Source organism: Terribacillus halophilus (assembly GCF_900162685.1).
GTDB classification, from domain to species: Bacteria; Bacillota; Bacilli; order Bacillales; family Amphibacillaceae; genus Terribacillus; species Terribacillus halophilus_A.
Map to the genome: position 1 here is coordinate 836,552 of NZ_LT727828.1, position 17,991 is coordinate 854,542.

A 17,991-nucleotide genomic window follows, 5' to 3' on the forward strand; every position below is an offset into this window, starting at 1 on the left:
GTGGGATTGAGAACAGAGGAACAGCTGCGGGTAGAATTGAATAACCCGAATTATTATAATAACCGGGAATTGAGTTGGCTTGCTTTTAATGAACGAGTGCTGGAGGAAGCGCTTGATAAGCGCAACCCTTTGTTGGAGAGGCTAAAGTTTCTGTCAATTTTCAGTTCCAATTTGGACGAGTTCATTATGGTGCGAGTAGCTGGTCTGAAAGATCAAGTAAAAGCTGGTTTCAATCGGCCGGAGAATAAGGCTGGCATGACGCCGAAGCAGCAGCTTCAGAAAATAGGCGCCAAGGCGCACCGTCTTGTAGAAGTGCAAAATAGTGTTTTCCAAGAGAGTGTCATTCCAGAACTGCGAGAAGAAAATGTAGAACTGCTGAAAATGGAGCAGCTTTCCAGTGTGCAGTTGCAACGTATGGAAACATTTTTCGAAGAAGAGATTTTTCCTGTCCTCACACCGATGGCAGTTGATGCTTACCGGCCGTTTCCAATGCTGCTCAACAAAAGCTTAAACTTAGCGGTTTCCTTACTAGATGAAAGGGAGCTTGACGAGACGAACCAGCATAAGCGAGCGATTGTACAAGTACCTGCCGTGCTGGATCGGTTTATTCCACTAGCAGATACAGCTGAAGATGCGCTGCATTTCGTTCTGCTGGAAGATGTAATCAGCCATTATATCCACAAGCTCTTCCGTGGTTATCAGATTAAATCATCCACTGTATTCCGAATTACCAGGAATGCAGACCTGACAATCCATGAAGAAGGAGCTCGTGACCTATTAAAGGTCATCGAGAAAGAACTAAAGAAGCGTAAATGGGGCGCAGCCGTCCGGCTGGAAATCCCGAAGCAGGAATATGACCTTAGCATGGTTACCTTCTTAACAGAAACATTAGATATACACCGCAAAGATGTATATGAAATTGATGGACCAATTGACCTGACAAAAATGATGCAATTCTATAAATTAGTAGCACCAAAACGAGAACATCTCGTTTACGAAACCCTTATTCCGCAGCCGCCGGCAGAGATTGAGACGGATGAAAATTTATTTGATGCTATTAACGACCGGGATATTTTCCTGCACCATCCTTACGAGTCTTTTGAGCCCGTTGTCGAGTTAGTCTCAAAAGCAGCAGATGATCCTGACGTTCTGGCCATTAAGCAGACGCTTTACCGTGTAAGCGGCGATTCGCCAATAATTGATGCGTTAAAACGAGCAGCCGAGAAAGGCAAACAAGTGACTGTTTTGTTCGAATTGAAAGCGCGTTTTGATGAAGAGAATAATGTGCAATGGGCGAAGGAGCTGGAGAAATCCGGCTGTCATGTCATCTATGGGATGACACACTTGAAAACCCACAGTAAGATTACACTAGTCGTACGGAGAAAACATAACCGAATTGAGCGCTTTGTTCATCTTGGTACGGGCAACTACAATGATCAGACGGCCAAGCTATACACAGATATGGGGCTGTTCACTTCGAAACGGAAGATGGGTATTGATGCGACGAATTTCTTTAATTATTTGAGTGGATATACCGAGAAGCCAACCTTCCATCATTTGTCGGTAGCGCCATTTGATATCCGAGTCGATATTATTAAGATGATTGATGATGAAATCCAGATGCATAAGCGATATAACAATGGACGTATTATCATGAAAATGAATTCGCTTACGGATAAGCCGATCATTCAGAAGCTGTACGAAGCATCCATTGCTGGCATACAAATAGATTTGATCATCCGAGGAATCTGTTGTTTACGGCCGGGAATAAAAGGAATCAGTGAAAATATTCGGGTCAGAAGTATTGTCGGAAGATACTTAGAGCATACACGCATTTATTATTTCCATCATAGCGGCGAAGAGAAAATGCAGTTGTCTTCAGCGGATATGATGACACGAAATATGGAGAAGCGAGTGGAGATCTTATTCCCGATTTATGACGGACCGATCAAACGTCGTATTCGCAATATTCTTGATTTGATGCTTCAAGATAACAGCAAAGCGAGAGAGCAGGATGAATTCGGTGTCTATCATTATGTGATACGAGGAGACAACGAAGAGCTGATTGATAGCCAGATGACCTTGTTTGCTGAAGCATATCATCACGTGATGGAGGATGAAGAATAGGAAGGAACTGCAGCTGAGGCAAAAGTATTCAGATTATATAGAATCCAAACGATACTGCAAAATCGTTTGGATTCTTTTAATATATCAATGCGTTGCACGATCTTGCTTAGGAAAATTGCACAGCTAGTTTTTCAATCTCTTCTATGTTTCGACAGAATTTACTGGTAACTATTGTTATAATGGAATCTAGCAATTTTTTATTCTAATTTTATAGTTCCAACAAGGAGGCAGTACGTTGAAGGCATTTTTTATTACATTATTAAGTATTGTGTTAGTAGCCATCATAGGTACAGGAGCTTACTTTTACTTATCAGAAGATGGAGAAAGCAGTGCGGATTCAAAGCAGAAGGAACAGACAGCTGCTGAGCAAGCAGCAGCGGAAGAAGAACAAGAAGTAGTTGAGATCGAGCCTGTGGAAGAAAAAGAAGATGGCGCCTCACAGCTCACCGATCTCTCTGGTGATACGAAAGATTTTCTTTCCACACTAACATATAAACAATACGATACGTCAGTGGCATATAAGAATGAAGAGCTCGCCAAACAACTTATCAGCGAACAGCATGCCTATTTGAACGATCTTACCGGATGGGGCCATATTAAAACCGTAGACATTGATTATTTGGCTCAATCCGAAGAATGGAAACAGCTGAAGGAGGATGTAGAACGTCTGCGCACAGAAGGCTTTGCAGCTTCTGAAGCGGTAAACGATATGTGGAACGCAGAAGCATTTATGCGCATTGCAACCGACAGTGCAGATGTGAACAGCTTACGTTATGTGCACCGTATCTTCCATGACTTAGACGCAGAAATCAATGGGGCGAATGTGGACAAGATATGGGATGCAACACGGGCATTTGGTGCAGAGACCGAGACGCAAGAACTGTATGAATATATTAAGGGATAAAGCAAAAGCAGAAGGATAAGGTCCTTCTGCTTTTTTTATTTTGTTCAGATTCATCTGCTGTCTCATTATTTATATACATCTACCTTCACTATCACAAGTTGTGTTCATATTGAATATAAAGAAATTAATAAGCTCCTATTTAAATGTGAAGATTAAATATTCATGCTAATTTCACTTCTATATAACGGTCTAAAAACATACTATTATGTGCGAATGTTTGTTGTTGTTTGCAGGGCTAGATTATATGCTGGATTACTTACAACATACGTGAGCATAAACACCTATTACAAAGGTTTGATTTTTACGCTTGGAAATTGGGATGAATAGCTGATATTTTTACCGTATTTTAGAAAGTGGGTGTCATCATGAAGATTTTCTATAAGCTCGCCTGTAAAATGCGAGGACGGCATAAGATTGATACAATTACAGATTCGTGTAAATGTGGTTACGTAAGAAGTCACTTAAAAGAGAAACACCAGATTGAGGATTTTTACCTAAAAACACGCTAAATCATTTTTCTTCATCAAAACAACCCTTCCAATTAGGCAGGGTTGTTTTTCAGTTAAAAATATTAATAAAAAAGGTGCTCGGAAACACGCTATCCTAACCGTATACCAGATCTATATGTTTAAGCCGAATCTGAATCAGCAGTCTCGGTCAGGAATCGCAACCCAGCTAAATATTTACGTCCGCGTTTCTGAACCCATTGGACGCGAACGTCACTTTCATAGAAATTATTATGATTCGTGTACAAACGCAAAATCTGTCCTGGTTTTAATGATTTTCTCAGTTCTACTTGGCAGCCGCTTAAACTGTAATCCAGTAATGTCGTTTCCATTTTGTGATTTCTTTCTGTATGCAAGATGCCCGGGACAGCGATCGTTTCTCGAATGCTTTGCCGCTCTGCTTGTTTCGGTATTGCTTTTGTTTGGCGGAAGAAACGAGTTGCTGCACGCCAGAGTGTGGAATTCACATATTCCCGGTTAGAATAAATATCTGCTGCATCAACGAACAACATTTGGACGAGTGAGCGGTATTGCGCTTGAGTGACATCCTGAAACGAGACGCCGGCATAATAGCTTGTCCCTTGCTGGGAAACCCAATGTTTTCGCAGTTGTACGTCTTGAAGCGGCCCGGCACACAGTGTGAGAGCAGCACCAGCTGATAGCATGTGGGCAGACTTTACATCAAGCAATTCTAAACGAGCGCCATATTCGCTCAAGTCGATAATTCTTGCTGGATACGCAGCGCCGTCAAGTGAATTTTCCATCTGTGCTTCTATTGTGATATCGATACGCTCTGCCTCTCGGAAGCGCGGACGTTCCACTGCGATAATTAGCGCCATCACAAGTGCAACAGCATTATAGAGTACCCAGAAAATATTGATATATAGCATCTCGACATTATGGTACAGCTGAATTGGTGTACATAAATCAATCCCAATCATAATTAGGCTGGCAAGACTCATTGCGAGCAAAATGACATACGGCGTACTCGTTCGCCATAGAAAATGACGCCGGTTATTGAGGATTCCTTTTCGGGTGACATTAAATTTGATCGTTTTTCGTAAGAAGAGCTCTGTCAGAACCGATAAAGCCATGTAAGGAGCAAGTGCTACTTCATAAACATGGCTCCACAATGTTGTTCGTTTGTTGTCTGCCATCCGGCGGAATGCCAGCTGGGATGACAAAAATGCCGGCAGCCAGTATAGCACCAAGGTGGAGAAATCTGTTTGCAAACTATAAATACCGAACAGCAGGAATAACAGCGGAGCCAGCAAATAGACCATCTTATAAATGCCGAAAAGCCAATAATGAATGCCGTCCATATACAACAGACGCTGCATAAAGCTCAACCCCTTAATCGTAAGCGGGTTCCATTTTCGGATAACTTGGATATTTCCCCGGCACCAACGGTCACGCTGCTTCAGCAAGTCTGCATATGTTTCTGGTGATAGTCCGACAGCCAGCGTTTCATTGACGAAGACAGTCTTTTGGCCCTTTGTTTGGAGCAGCATGCCGGTTGCCATGTCTTCGGTAATGACACCTGTTGCGAAACCGCCAATAGCTTCTAAAGCAGAACGGCGGAATAGAGCGTTGCTGCCAACATACATCGTCGCATTAAATCGGTCTTTACCTTCTTCCAGCCGACGCATAAAGAAATCCTGTTCATTCGTGATGTTTTCCTCAAAGAATAGGTTGTACTGAAATGCGTCGGAATTATAAAACACTTGCGGTGCTTGCACAAAGGAGACTTTCTCATCTGTAAAATGACCGATTGTTCGCTCCAGAAAATTAGCACGCGGAACCATATCAGCATCCATTGTGACAATAATCTCACCATCCGTTTTTGTCATAGCAGCGTTCAAGTTGCCGGCTTTTTGATGCATGTTATCCGGGCGGTCCAAATAATAAGCACCCAGTGATTCCGTTAGCTCTCGAATAGCTGCTCGTCTGCCATCATCACACACGTAGACTTTCAGCTTTTCCTTCGGATAGTGCATCATCTGGCTCGCCACAATCGTTCGCTTTAAAAGATCGCCGGGCTCATTATAAGTAGCAATATACACATCCACTGTTGGCAGTTCTTCAAAGGCAGACAGCGGAATCGTTTTCCGCTGGAACGGCTTCCAAGACAGAACTGTAAAAACAATAGACTGGAGGTAGCCAGCCCATTCGGTAACTAACAGCAAAATGCCGACAATTAAGCTTATAATACCGACGGTCGGGAGCGTAAAGGCCGTCCGCCAGATAAGGTAAACAAGGTTCAAACCTAAGAAGGCTGCAAGCAATACATATTTGGCAGCTATGTGTTTCCGGGCAAACAGATATAATACAAGTAATACTGCTGTAGAAGCAGCCAGCCAAATGATTTCTGACGTTTGCAACATGCATCACTTCCTTTGCTTCTAGTATTTTTATCGAGCATCGCTTGGATTCAAGCTTGTTTTCTTCTTCCCTTCATTCTTTCTTCTTATGTCATAAGTTGTATAATTTTATTGGAAGAGGGAGAGGAAGAGGAAAATGAGAATAAAAAATAGACTATGCAGTTACCGCAATAGTCTATCTTAGAAGCTGATCAGAATAATAGCTTTCGTTTTATTGTATGATAAGCCTTTTTGGGCTGGCTATTCTCATTAAACAACAATGGCTTGCCAGCAGCGGATTCTTGTTCGGTAACCCAGCTATAGTTATCGGAAATACCCCAAACAGTAAATTCTTCGCAGGCTGCTGTATCCAGGCAGATTTCCATTACATCCCCGTACCGTTCTGCTTGTATATTTTTAGCGTCTCCATTATTCAAGTTCTGTAATTTCACATCCATCTCTGTGACAGCTATTTGGAATCCAGCATCCTCGATTCGCTTGAACCATTCTGCGATACGGTCTTTGGAGAAGCGAGGATCGGCAGCGTCTAGGTGCATCTGTGTGCCGATGCCATCAATCGGTACGCCTTCTTCTTTCCAAGCGCTTAGTGCTTCCAGCATCGCTTCTGATTTTTCGTTTGACATTTCCGTGCCAAAGTCATTGTAATAAAGTTTGGCATCGGGGTTGGCTTCGTGCGCCCATTGGAAAGCAAGCGGAATATAATCAGGACCAATTGTACGCAGCCAAATGGTATCCCGAAGCGTGCCATTATCATGCCAAGCTTCATTTACAACGTCAAATGTGTCAATTCTGCCTTTATACTGTTTTACGATATTTTGGACATGTGATTTTAGAATTCGTTCAGCTGATGCCCGGTCGACGGCTTGATCCTGCACCCAAGCTGGCAGTGCTTCTCCCCAAACGAGTACATGACCGCGGATTTCAATGTCATGCTCCTGGGCCATCTCAATCATTTTATCCACTTTGACATAATTGAAAGCACCTTCTTCAGGCTGCATGGCATCCATTTTCATTTCATTTTCAATCGTCCAGCTGGAAAACTCAGTCGTTGCAAGTTCTTGGTAGTTCGTATCTTCCATGAGTGCATCATACTGAATGGAAGAGCCAATGCGTAAATCTTCATCGTCTGCGAGCTTCCGCAAAGTTTGTCTTTCCATCATATACCCTCCTAGTGCAATCCCGATAAGAAGGATAACTCCTCCCATCCAGATCCATTTACGCTTTTTCATCGAAAAGCCCTCCACGTTTGTTCGAGATGAATCGAACGGTTAATAGGTACATGTAACCGTAAGAACAGACAAGTAAACCATTCAAACGGAGATAATTCTGCAACTGTCTAATTTTTGTGTGAAATACACAAAAACAGGTGAAATGTTTGTCTTTCCTGCATATTGTAAGCCTTTTCCTATCCGACTACAATGAACGTATAGCACATGTGCAAGTGAATTGGGAGGTGTTACAGTTGGAAGCTTTATCTCGCAATTTTTTCTTGTATCTATCAAAGAACCAGCAGTTGAACAAATTGGCTAGTCAATATGGCATTAAAATGGTGAGAGGGAAAATCGTAGGTGGTGTATCCTTCGATCAAGCCATTCCATTCATCCAGGAACAAAACAAAGCTGGCATGAGTGTAACAGTTGATCATCTAGGTGAATATGTGGATGATCCCCTAACGACTCTAGAGCGTACAAGCGGAATCGTCGCAGCGCTAGAGATGATTAAGAAAGAAAATCTGGATGCGCATGTTTCGTTGAAACTGACCGCGCTTGGGCTGGATATTAGTGAAGAGCTTGTCCGCCTGAACTTACGCCGGATTTTGACAGCTGCGGATCGTCTCGATGTCATGGTGACGATTGACATGGAAGATTCAACGCGATGTGCGCAAACATTGAATCTGTTTCAAGAGCTGAAGGCTGATTACCAAAATGTGAGCACTGTCATTCAAGCTTATCTTTACCGAAGTGGTGAAGACTTGGATAGGATGCAGCATTTGCAGCCATTCGTCCGCTTGGTGAAAGGTGCCTACAAAGAACGGCTTTCCGTTGCTTTCCAAGACAAGCGGGACGTTGATGCCAACTATCGTAAATTAATCGCCAAGCAGCTGGACAGCGGTAGCTATACAGCTATTGCTACGCATGATGAGCGCATGGTGTCCTTTGCTAAACATTATGCACTGGAAAAAGGAATAGGGAAAGAAAAATTTGAATTTCAGATGCTGTATGGTATGCGGCAGCAGCTGCAGGAAGAGCTCGTAAAGCAAGGCTATAAGGTACGAATTTACTTGCCTTATGGGGATGACTGGTACGGCTACTTCATGCGCAGGCTGGCAGAGCGACCAGCAAACATTGCATTTGCACTGAAAGGTATGACCAAAAAATAAACAAAGGAGCGATCTATCATGACAACACCTTATAAACACGAACCGTTCACTGATTTTACACAGGAACAAGAGCAGCAGGCTTTCCAAGTGGCGCTGAAACAGGTACAACATGTGATGGGAAACAAGTACCCCCTTGTCATCGACGGCGAAAAGGTAACGACTGATGAAAAAATCGTCTCCATTAATCCAGCAAATAAAGAAGAAGTAGTCGGAGAGGTTTCAAAGGCTTCTCAAGAACATGCAGAACGTGCCATTGAAGCAGCAGCGACAGCGTTTGAAACATGGCGCTACACAACGACAGAAGAGCGCGCGCACATTCTCATGCGAGCGGCAGCAATCGTTCGGCGTAAAAAACATTATTTCTCTGCTTTGCTTGTAAAGGAAGCCGGTAAGCCTTGGAAAGAAGCAGATGCCGACACAGCAGAAGCGATTGACTTTATGGAATATTACGCCCGTCAGATGATGGAGCTTGCACCAGGTAAAGAAATTTTATCTCGTGAAGGAGAATCGAACCGTTATGTTTATACGCCGACTGGTGTTACTGTCGTTATTTCACCGTGGAACTTCTTGTTTGCAATCATGGCAGGAACAACCGTCGCACCGCTCGTCACAGGTAATACCGTCGTTTTGAAGCCGGCAAGTGCAACACCAGTTATCGCAGCACAGTTTGTCGACGTGCTTGAGCAAGCGGGTGTGCCGAAGGGCGTAATCAATTTCGTGCCAGGAAGCGGCTCCGAAGTTGGCGATTATCTAGTAGAGCATCCAAAAACGAGTATCATTACTTTCACTGGATCGCGCGATGTTGGTACACGTATTATCGAAAAAGCAGCTAAAGTACAGCCTGGACAGCAGCATCTAAAACAAGTTATCGCAGAGATGGGCGGAAAAGATACGGTTGTTGTGGACGAAGATGGAGACATCGAACTTGCTGCAGATGCGATTGCTGTATCAGCATTCGGATTCGCCGGTCAAAAATGCTCGGCTGGCTCTCGAGCTGTTGTGCATGAAAAAGTGTATGACGCTGTACTGCAGCGTGTCATCGAAATCACGGAGTCTCGCATTACCGCAGCTCCGGAAAGTGCCGATGTGTACATGGGGCCAGTCATCGATCAAGCTTCATTTGATAAAATTACTGATTATATCGAAGTCGGCAAAGAAGAAGGAAAACTCGTTAGCGGCGGGTCCAGTGACGACAGTAAAGGCTTCTTTATCCAGCCGACCATCTTCGCTGACTTGTCACCAACATCCCGATTGATGCAAGAAGAGATCTTCGGACCAGTACTAGGGTTCTCGAAAGTATCCAGCTTTGAAGAAGCCATTGATGTAGCAAATAACACAGAGTACGGCTTGACTGGTGCGGTCATCACGAATAACCGCGACCACATCGAATACGCCAAACAGCGATTCCACGTCGGCAACCTATACTTCAACCGCAACTGCACCGGCGCCATCGTAGGCTACCACCCATTCGGCGGCTTCAAGATGTCCGGCACCGACTCCAAAGCCGGCGGCCCAGACTATCTGCAACTGCATATGCTAGCAAAGACAGTAAGTGAAATGTATTAAGAAAAGCGGAAAAGACCGCTTAGGAACGGAGCGGTAAGCAAGGGAGCCCGGAGTGGGTGATTTTCCCCACATAGGGATTCATCACTTATACCGCAGTTTCTGGTTTTCGGAGCTAGACATCAAAGAAAAGCGTAGAAAACCGATTAGAAACGGAGGAATAAGCAAGGGAGCCCGGAGTGGGCGAATTTCCCACATAGGGATTCATTGCTTACAGCGCAGTTTCTGGTCTTTGTAGCTAGACATCAAAGAAAAGCGGAAAAGACCGCTTACAGCGTAGTTCCTGGCTTTTGCAGCTAGACAGCACTCCATCGAAAAATAACCTGTCCAAAAATGAGGAAAGCGTGCCCAGTGGGCACGCTTTTTTTAGAAGATATAAAAAAAGAAGGAAGATAGAGGAGAAGGGGGTTAACCGTCTAACTCTTCTTCGTTCTCTGGATCGTCACTCAATCTTGTGAGCCAGTCTCTGAATTCTGCGTCATCCTTGCAGTGAATTACTTTCGGTGTTTCGTCTAATTTGCTTTTCATTTCTATTCTCTCCTTTTCGTAGTCACCCTTGATTATACCCGAGCTAGGATATATTAAAACCAATTTTACAGACTCTTCATTAATCTAACAAACACTTTGTAAACTTATCTTACGCATTATTTTTTTGACTTTGACTTTACAAACGGGGAATGCTTGTTGTACGATATAAATCGTAACCGTTACGAATTGAAAAGGTGAGGTGTAACATGGCGGACGAGCAAAAGAAAATTCCAGTAACCATAATTACTGGGTTTCTTGGTTCTGGAAAGACAACGTTATTAAATCGAATACTGCTCGATGTGCGCAGCAGCAATACAGCTGTCATTATCAATGAGTTCGGCAAAACCGGTATTGATGGTAAATTTGTAGAAGAAACAAAAGAAGAGATTATTGAAATCAACAATGGCTGTATTTGTTGTAATGTGCGTGGTGACTTAATCAGAATACTCAAAGATCTGCTTGTACGTGCGCATCAAGAAGGAACAAAGCTGCAAAGGGTAATTGTTGAAACAACAGGATTAGCCAATCCAGCTCCTGTGATTCAAACATTCTTAATGGATGATGTGATGCGCTATTGGTTCGAATTAGATTGCGTGAGTACAGTAGTGGATAGCTTGCACATAGAGAAGCAGCTTACAGAACATGAGATTGCGCGCGAGCAAATTGCGTTTGCCGATCGAATCATTATGAATAAGCAAGATCTGGTTTCACAAGACAAACGAGATGCATTAATCTTGCGAATGCAGCACATGAACCCAGAGGCAGAAATATATGACGTACAAAACAGTGATGTACCGCTAGATAAACTGTTGCATGTGTACAGTTTTTCGCTCGATCACACACTCCACATTCGTCCAAATTTCCTCAAGCAGCACCATCATCACCATCATGATGATATTCAGGCGATTGTGTTAAGAGACGACCGTCCAATTGATTCCAAGCGTCTGGATATATGGTTTTCGTATTTAGTCCAAGTGAAGGGTGAAAGTCTCTTCCGGTATAAAGGTATACTTCATGTGGCAGGGGAGAAGCGTCGTGTTCTGTTTCAAGGTGTACATATGCTTTTTGCCAGCAATATGGACCGAGAGTGGAAGCAGGGAGAAGCAAAACAAAGTGAGCTTGTTTTTATCGGCAAGGATTTGAATGAAGAAGAATTACAGATGGGATTTGCATTTTGTCTAGGTGATTTGGACGAGCTCCAATCTAAAGGTGCTTAAATGAGTAAAAAAAATTTAGTTGATTTTAAATCGTAATAATTACACATTGAGGTGAAGGTATGGAAAAGAAAATCCCCGTGACCGTGCTGAGCGGATATTTAGGTGCTGGCAAAACAACATTACTGAATCATGTTTTGCATAACCGAGATGGGTTGAAAGTAGCGGTTATCGTAAACGACATGAGCGAAATCAATATTGATGCTGGTCTAGTGGAGAATGAAGGCACGCTGTCACGTGTCGATGAACAGCTAGTTGAGATGTCCAATGGCTGCATTTGCTGCACGTTACGTGATGATTTACTCGTTGAGGTAGAAAAGCTGGCGAAAGAAGGCAAGTTCGACTATATCTTGATTGAATCTAGTGGGATAAGTGAGCCAGTGCCTGTTGCACAGACGTTTTCGTACATTGATGAACAGTCGAACATCAACCTTTCCGATTTTACAACACTGGATACGATGGTAACAGTAGTGGACGCAAATCGTTTTTGGCATGATTTTGGTTCTGGAGAGAGCCTGCTGGATCGGCAGCAGGAAGTTGCGGAAAACGATGAACGAGAAATTGCTGATTTGCTGCTCGATCAAATTGAATTTTGCAATGTATTAATTTTAAACAAATGCGACCTTGTAGAGGCAGAACAGCTCAAAGAATTGAAACACGTACTTCGTCTATTACAGCCAGAAGCAAAAATCATTGAAACAACACATGGGAAAATTGACCCCAAAGAGATTTTGTTCACAGCATCCTTTGATTTTGACAAAGTCAGTGCTTCCGCAGGCTGGCTGAAAGAATTAGAAAATGGACCAGAGCAGCACACACCAGAAACCGAAGAATATGGAATTGGATCATTTACTTACGTCCGCCAGCATCCGTTCCATTCTCAGCGTTTTATGCAGTTTGTCGAGACGATGCCGGAGAATATTGTCCGTTCTAAAGGTATTACTTGGTGTGCGACGCGTAATCAATTTGCTTTGCTGCTCTCTCAGGCAGGACCAGCAGCAAATATGGAGCCGGTTTCTTACTGGGTTGCCACGCTGGATGAAGATCGGCAAGCATTTTTACGCCGGGAGAATCCATCACTGGATAAAGTCTGGCATCCAACGTATGGCGACCGGATGACACAGCTTGTTTTCATAGGAACCGATTTGGATCAAAAAGAGATCACAGAAGAATTAGATCGCTGTTTATTGACCGAAACAGAACTTGCAGGTGATTGGTCACAACTGCCAGATCCATTTCAATGGAATATTCAAACTGCAAATTAAATTAGGAGGAATAGAAAATGGCTAAGAAATCAAAAGTAGCGAAAGAGAAGCAACGACAAGAAATGGTAGCAAAATATGCAGAGCTGCGCAGAGAGTTAAAAGAAAAGGGAGACTATGAAGCATTGCGAAAACTTCCGCGTGATTCATCTCCAACCAGATTAAAGAGCCGCTGTGAAATCTCCGGACGACCGCGCGGTTATATGCGTAAATTTGGCATGAGCCGTATTAAATTTCGTGAGTATGCACATAAAGGGCAAATTCCGGGAGTGAAGAAGGCGAGCTGGTAAAGCATGACACGACAAATACCTGTAACCGTGCTCAGTGGTTATTTAGGGGCAGGTAAGACAACACTGTTAAATCATCTGCTTTCCAACAAGCAGCATGTAAAAATAGGTGTGCTCGTGAATGATATGAGTGAAATTAATATCGATGCCCAGTTAGTAGAACAAGGCGGGCTGAAACGTACAGATGAAAAACTGATTCAGCTGGAGAATGGCTGCATCTGCTGTACGTTAAGAGAAGATTTAATTGTCGAGATTGATAAGCTCGCTGATTTGGATATAGATTATATTATTGTAGAATCCACGGGAATCTCTGAACCAATTCCTGTAGCGCAAAGCTTTACGCTGCAAGAGGATGTGCTGGGCATTGATTTGTCTGCCAAAACCCGTTTGGATACGATGGTGACGGTTGTGGACGGGGGCAGCTTCTGGCACGACTATCAATCAGGAGAAACACTGTTAGATCGACAGCAAGAAGCAGTCGAAGAAGACGAACGGGAAATTTCCGATTTGCTGCTTGATCAGATTGAATTTGCCGATGTAATTCTGCTCAATAAAATGGATCAGCTGGAACAGGAGGCAGTTAACCAGCTGTACAGCTTGCTGCAAACATTGAATCCAGACGCAGCAATACATCAGACAACTTATGGCGAAATCAATCCAGACCTGGTGCTTGGTACAAACATGTTCTCCTTTGAAAAAGCAAGTCAGTCTGCCGGCTGGATTAAAGAACTGAACAAAGAACATATCCCGGAGACAGAAGAGTATGGTATTGCATCTTTTGTTTATCGAAGCAGACGTCCGTTTCATCCCGTGCGTTGGAAGAATTGGCTGGAGCAGTGGCCAACGGAAGTGGTACGATCAAAAGGATTTTTCTGGCTGGCTTCACGTCCGGACACGAGTGGTTTACTATCACAAGCTGGGCAATCACTGACGCTGGAAGCTGCTGGTCCTTGGGTGGTGACGTACTCGGAAAAAGAACAAAAACAGCTGCGTGCAGAGGATCCCGATTTGAATAGCAGATGGCATCCTGTTTATGGCGACAAAATGACGGAGATCGTGTTTATCGGCATTAGGATGAATAAAGAGAAAATCACGCATGAGCTGGATCTGTGTTTGTTAACGGATAAGGAAATGGAGCAAGATTTCCCTGCATTCGAAGATCCGCTGCCTGCTTTTGTTTAGCAGCTACTGTTCTCTTAATAAGATAAAGGCATGAGAGAAACCTCCAAACAATAGGGTATTAGTAAGCCAGGGAAAATATTATCTTATATTGGAGGTTCCTAATTGGTCATAAAAGATAAAAACCTTGCTCAAATTAATGGTAAAACGACGTTAATAGGGTTGCTTGCGTCACCGATCGGTCATAGTATGACACCTGCTATGCATAATTTAGGCTACACAATCAGTGGTCTGAATTATGCTTATTTGGCTTTTGATGTTGGAAGGAAAGATTTGTGTGCGTCTGTGGAAGGAATGAAAGCATTAGGTGCAGCAGGGTTTAATGTATCCATGCCGAACAAAATAGCAATTCTGCAGTACTTGGACGAGCTGGATGATTCGGCTAGACTGGCTCGTGCAAGCAATACAGTTGTCCATCAAGATGGAAAACTAATCGGCTATAATACGGATGGTTTGGGATATGTGATGAATTTAAAAGAACAGGCCGTACCTCTGGAAGGAATCAAGGTAACACTTGTCGGATCGGGCGGGGTGGCCGCTCCAATCGCCATTCAGTTAGCACAATCAGGAATAAAAGAACTCAGTGTATTTGCCAGACAAGACAGTCTCTTTGCAAATGCCGAAGACAATGTATCGTTTATTAACAGGGAGATGAAAGCGTTCGGTGTAACGGCAACTGTTTTTCCATTCGAAGATAAAACTGCGCTTCGAAAAGAAATCTCCGAGAGTGCTATTCTAACAAATGCAACAAGTTTAGGAATGAAGCCACATGATGAATCTAGTATTTTGGATGGTATGCTAGATGTACTGCGGGCTGATTTGACTGTGAGTGATGTAGTCTACAACCCGATGAAAACCAAATTGCTCGCACAAGCAGAAGCCGCTGGGGCTACAGCAATAAATGGCTTAGGCATGGTTCTTTGGCAGGGAGCATTAGCATATAAGTTATTCACAGGAGAAGATATGCCGGTGGAACAGATTAGAGAGATAATGTTTGGGTGCAAATGATAGAAAAAGTCCTTGGAACAAAACAAGATTAATTCATCCTAAAAGCGAACGATGACTAGATTCATACTTTGCAGCCCTCTGACCTGCTGCTTTCTTACTATAGCTGTTATCGTCGGCCAAGAGTGGCTTTTGAATTTGACACCGAGAAGTAAATCGCTATACTTTTTCGAGGAGTCTACGTATTCTGTCTACACTAGTGAATGTTTCCCATGAAAAAATCAGCGTAGGAAATACACGGAGACTCCCGCGGGAGGAAGGCTAGGTTAGACCCCGCAGTGCGCTTTTTGCACGAGGAGGCTCACCAGCCGCCCGCAGGAAAGCGGAGTGTATTTCCGAAGCGATGCTCTCGTCCTCCTTTTCAATGCAAAAAATCCAAACAATGCTGCTGTTAAGTGCAGTATTGTTTGGATTTTTAAATAGCTTAAACAGTTATGTCCCAGCCTCCTTCTTTGTTTTAAATCATAATTTTGTTATGACAATTTAAATTGCTGCAGCTGTTCTTGAAGCGTATTGGAATCTGCTTCTAGTTTTTCAGCGAGTTCTTTCAATTGTTCCATTGATTGGCTTTGGTCCGCTACGGAAGCCGTGATCTCTTCTGTGCCGGCAGCCGTTTCCTGGCTGATTGCTGAAATTTCACCAGTATTTGTTGCGAGCGTTGCTTCCCGTTCCATCATGGACTTCATTTCTTCCTTCGTTTGTGCAGTCAGCTCCATATTGTGGGCGATTGCCTCTTGGATCTGAATGAAGATTTCTTTCGTACTATTTACAGCCGTTTCCTGGCCTCTTACTACGTCACCAGTTTTGGAAGCGAAAGCTGCTGTTTCAGCTGTTTCCGATTGAATCTCTTGTACGATAGATGCTATATCACGTAATGCTGTTTCCGTTTGTTCTGCTAGCTTGCGAACTTCATCTGCTACGACAGCGAAGCCTTTTCCGCTTTCACCAGCACGTGCTGCTTCAATTGCTGCATTAAGAGCGAGCAAGTTCGTTTGCCCAGCGATGTCGGTGATCGTATTCACAATACCGCCAATATTGCTGGATTTCTGCTGCAGACTTTTAACAGCTGCTTCGATCTTACCAGTAGCTTCAATAGCATCCTTCGATTGCACGATTAAGTCTTGCATTTGTGAGCCACCGACTTTAGCAGACTCGGTCATAACAAGCGCTTCTTCGTACACTTGCTGATTGTGTGCTTCTACTAATTTTATATTCTGAGAGAGAGCCTCTGTTGCAACGGCATTGCGTTCCATGATTTCTGCCAAGCTTTGCGTCCCAGCCGAAATCTCTTCCATTGTTGCTGCTACTTCACTAGACGTTGCAGCGTTTTCTTCCGCATTAGCAGACAAAGCTTGGGATGCAGATTGCACATTAGCAGAAATCTCAGTATTGTGCTGCATCATGCCGTGTATGTTGCCAATCATTGTATTGAAGCTGTTTGATAGGTCGCCAATCTCGTCATTGGATTTTGTATCCATTCGAACAGTCAGGTCACCATCTTCTACATGCTTCATCTTATCGCGAAGTGCCCGAATAGGTCGTACGACAGAATTGACGACGAAGAATGTAACAAGAATTGCTATTGCAAGAACGACAAGTACGGTGATTACAAGGGGTAGGATGATCCCGCTTGCTAAGTCGCTGAATTCTTTTGTCGGTACAATTGCTGCAATTGTCCAGCCAGTGCGGTCATTTGTTGTAAAGGCTAGTGCGCGATTTTCGCCTTCGAATTCATAATGGACAATTCCAGAGCGACCTGAAGCCATCATTTTTTCCCAGAAGTCATTTTCCGTCGCATCTGTTCCTAGATACTCTTCATTCGGATGAGAAAGGAAATGACCTGAGGAATCAAAAGCAACAGCATAGCCTGTCTCTGCTACCTGCACTTGCTCGGTAAGCTTTCTCAATGAAGAAAGTTTAAATTCAACAATCAGCATTCCTTTTAACTGGTTGTTATTGTCAAAGATAGGCTGAACCGCATCGACGACTTGTTCGCCTGTGGTTTTTGATACATATGGGTCCGTGTAGCCGGGTTTTTCTTGTAGCTCTAAACCAAGTTTGTACCACGGTCGTGTTGTTGGGTCAAAGTCCTCCGGAAGAGCAGTTTCTGGATAAGATAGCATTTCTCCATCAATTGGCTGATAGAAAAGTGACTCGATATTGTCATTATCTTTTGCATAACTTTCTAATGTTGCAGCCAATCTGTCCATATTGTTATTTCGTAGTGATTGCATCTTACTAATGCTGTCCAGACTAGATTCAATATTCTCAAGGAATAAGTCGTAAATACTGTTTAACTGCACAACAGTTTGATCTTTCATTTGTTCTGTCTGAGATTCCAGCATCGTCGTGCGGCTGAATTGGTAACCGAAATAGGCAGTTGCGAGTCCTGATAAAATAAACATCGCAACAATCGGATAAATGATCTTGCGTAAAATTTTTCGGGTAAAGAAATTACCTCTCTTTTTTGTTTCTTCCATATATATCTTTTATTCCTCTCTGTGCTGTATTACTGGCTACACATTATTATCGGTAGGAAGAAAGGAATATGTAGTACATTTTAGCTATAAAATTCATTTAAAAAAGAAGATAACGCTTTCTAATGAGATTTATATTAAATTCTTTATTTCTTTTGGAAAAATTGGAAGAGACTAG

At 43.2% G+C, this 17,991-nt stretch carries 12 protein-coding genes; 9 read left to right on the forward strand and 3 right to left on the reverse strand.

The features are described from left to right. The first annotated feature begins 6 nt into the window (after positions 1 to 6). Together B1K52_RS08740 and B1K52_RS08745 are read left to right on the forward strand one after the other, a co-directional pair. Complete coding sequence (locus tag B1K52_RS08740; RefSeq protein WP_256855878.1) at positions 7 to 2,127, forward strand: RNA degradosome polyphosphate kinase; 2,121 nt, start codon at positions 7 to 9, stop codon at positions 2,125 to 2,127. 235 nt (positions 2,128 to 2,362) lie between these two features. Next, the gene (locus tag B1K52_RS08745) at positions 2,363 to 3,031 is read left to right on the forward strand and encodes a hypothetical protein (RefSeq protein ID WP_077307346.1); all 669 of its coding nucleotides are present in this window, start codon (positions 2,363 to 2,365) and stop codon (positions 3,029 to 3,031) included. A gap of 628 nt (positions 3,032 to 3,659) precedes the next feature. Here B1K52_RS08745 and B1K52_RS08750 read toward each other — a convergent pair. Then, positions 3,660 to 5,921 (reverse strand): glycosyltransferase family 2 protein, encoded by a 2,262-nt coding sequence (locus B1K52_RS08750; RefSeq protein ID WP_077307348.1) that lies wholly within the window; start codon positions 5,919 to 5,921, stop codon positions 3,660 to 3,662. 188 nt (positions 5,922 to 6,109) lie between these two features. Beyond that, on the reverse strand, positions 6,110 to 7,147 hold the full coding sequence (locus tag B1K52_RS08755) for an endo-1,4-beta-xylanase (protein WP_077307350.1): 1,038 nt from the start codon (positions 7,145 to 7,147) through the stop codon (positions 6,110 to 6,112). A 233-nt stretch (positions 7,148 to 7,380) separates the two neighbouring features. On the opposite strand from B1K52_RS08755, the gene B1K52_RS08760 reads away from it, so the two are divergent. The 7 genes from B1K52_RS08760 (at position 7,381) to B1K52_RS08790 (ending at position 15,339) form a co-directional block, all read left to right on the forward strand. After that, positions 7,381 to 8,298 carry a proline dehydrogenase family protein gene (locus B1K52_RS08760; RefSeq protein ID WP_077307352.1) on the forward strand — a complete coding sequence of 306 codons (918 nt, stop codon included), beginning with the start codon at positions 7,381 to 7,383 and terminating at the stop codon, positions 8,296 to 8,298. An 18-nt stretch (positions 8,299 to 8,316) separates the two neighbouring features. Further along, on the forward strand, positions 8,317 to 9,864 hold the full coding sequence (gene pruA / locus B1K52_RS08765; RefSeq protein WP_077307354.1) for an L-glutamate gamma-semialdehyde dehydrogenase: 1,548 nt from the start codon (positions 8,317 to 8,319) through the stop codon (positions 9,862 to 9,864). Positions 9,865 to 10,595: 731 nt separating this feature from the next. After that, positions 10,596 to 11,606: a CobW family GTP-binding protein gene (locus tag B1K52_RS08770; protein WP_077307356.1), complete on the forward strand. Its 1,011-nt coding sequence runs from the start codon at positions 10,596 to 10,598 to the stop codon at positions 11,604 to 11,606. A gap of 59 nt (positions 11,607 to 11,665) precedes the next feature. Then, positions 11,666 to 12,868, forward strand: coding sequence for a GTP-binding protein (locus B1K52_RS08775; RefSeq protein WP_077307358.1), 1,203 nt, complete (start codon positions 11,666 to 11,668; stop codon positions 12,866 to 12,868). A gap of 17 nt (positions 12,869 to 12,885) precedes the next feature. Further along, the gene (gene rpsN / locus B1K52_RS08780) at positions 12,886 to 13,155 is read left to right on the forward strand and encodes a 30S ribosomal protein S14 (RefSeq protein ID WP_077307359.1); all 270 of its coding nucleotides are present in this window, start codon (positions 12,886 to 12,888) and stop codon (positions 13,153 to 13,155) included. A 3-nt stretch (positions 13,156 to 13,158) separates the two neighbouring features. Next, positions 13,159 to 14,334 (forward strand): GTP-binding protein, encoded by a 1,176-nt coding sequence (locus tag B1K52_RS08785; RefSeq protein WP_077307361.1) that lies wholly within the window; start codon positions 13,159 to 13,161, stop codon positions 14,332 to 14,334. A 108-nt stretch (positions 14,335 to 14,442) separates the two neighbouring features. Beyond that, positions 14,443 to 15,339 carry a quinate/shikimate dehydrogenase gene (locus B1K52_RS08790; protein WP_077310551.1) on the forward strand — a complete coding sequence of 299 codons (897 nt, stop codon included), beginning with the start codon at positions 14,443 to 14,445 and terminating at the stop codon, positions 15,337 to 15,339. A 470-nt stretch (positions 15,340 to 15,809) separates the two neighbouring features. On the opposite strand, the gene B1K52_RS08795 is transcribed toward B1K52_RS08790, so the two are convergent. After that, complete coding sequence (locus tag B1K52_RS08795; protein WP_077307363.1) at positions 15,810 to 17,816, reverse strand: methyl-accepting chemotaxis protein; 2,007 nt, start codon at positions 17,814 to 17,816, stop codon at positions 15,810 to 15,812. Between the last annotated feature and the right edge of the window lie 175 nt (positions 17,817 to 17,991).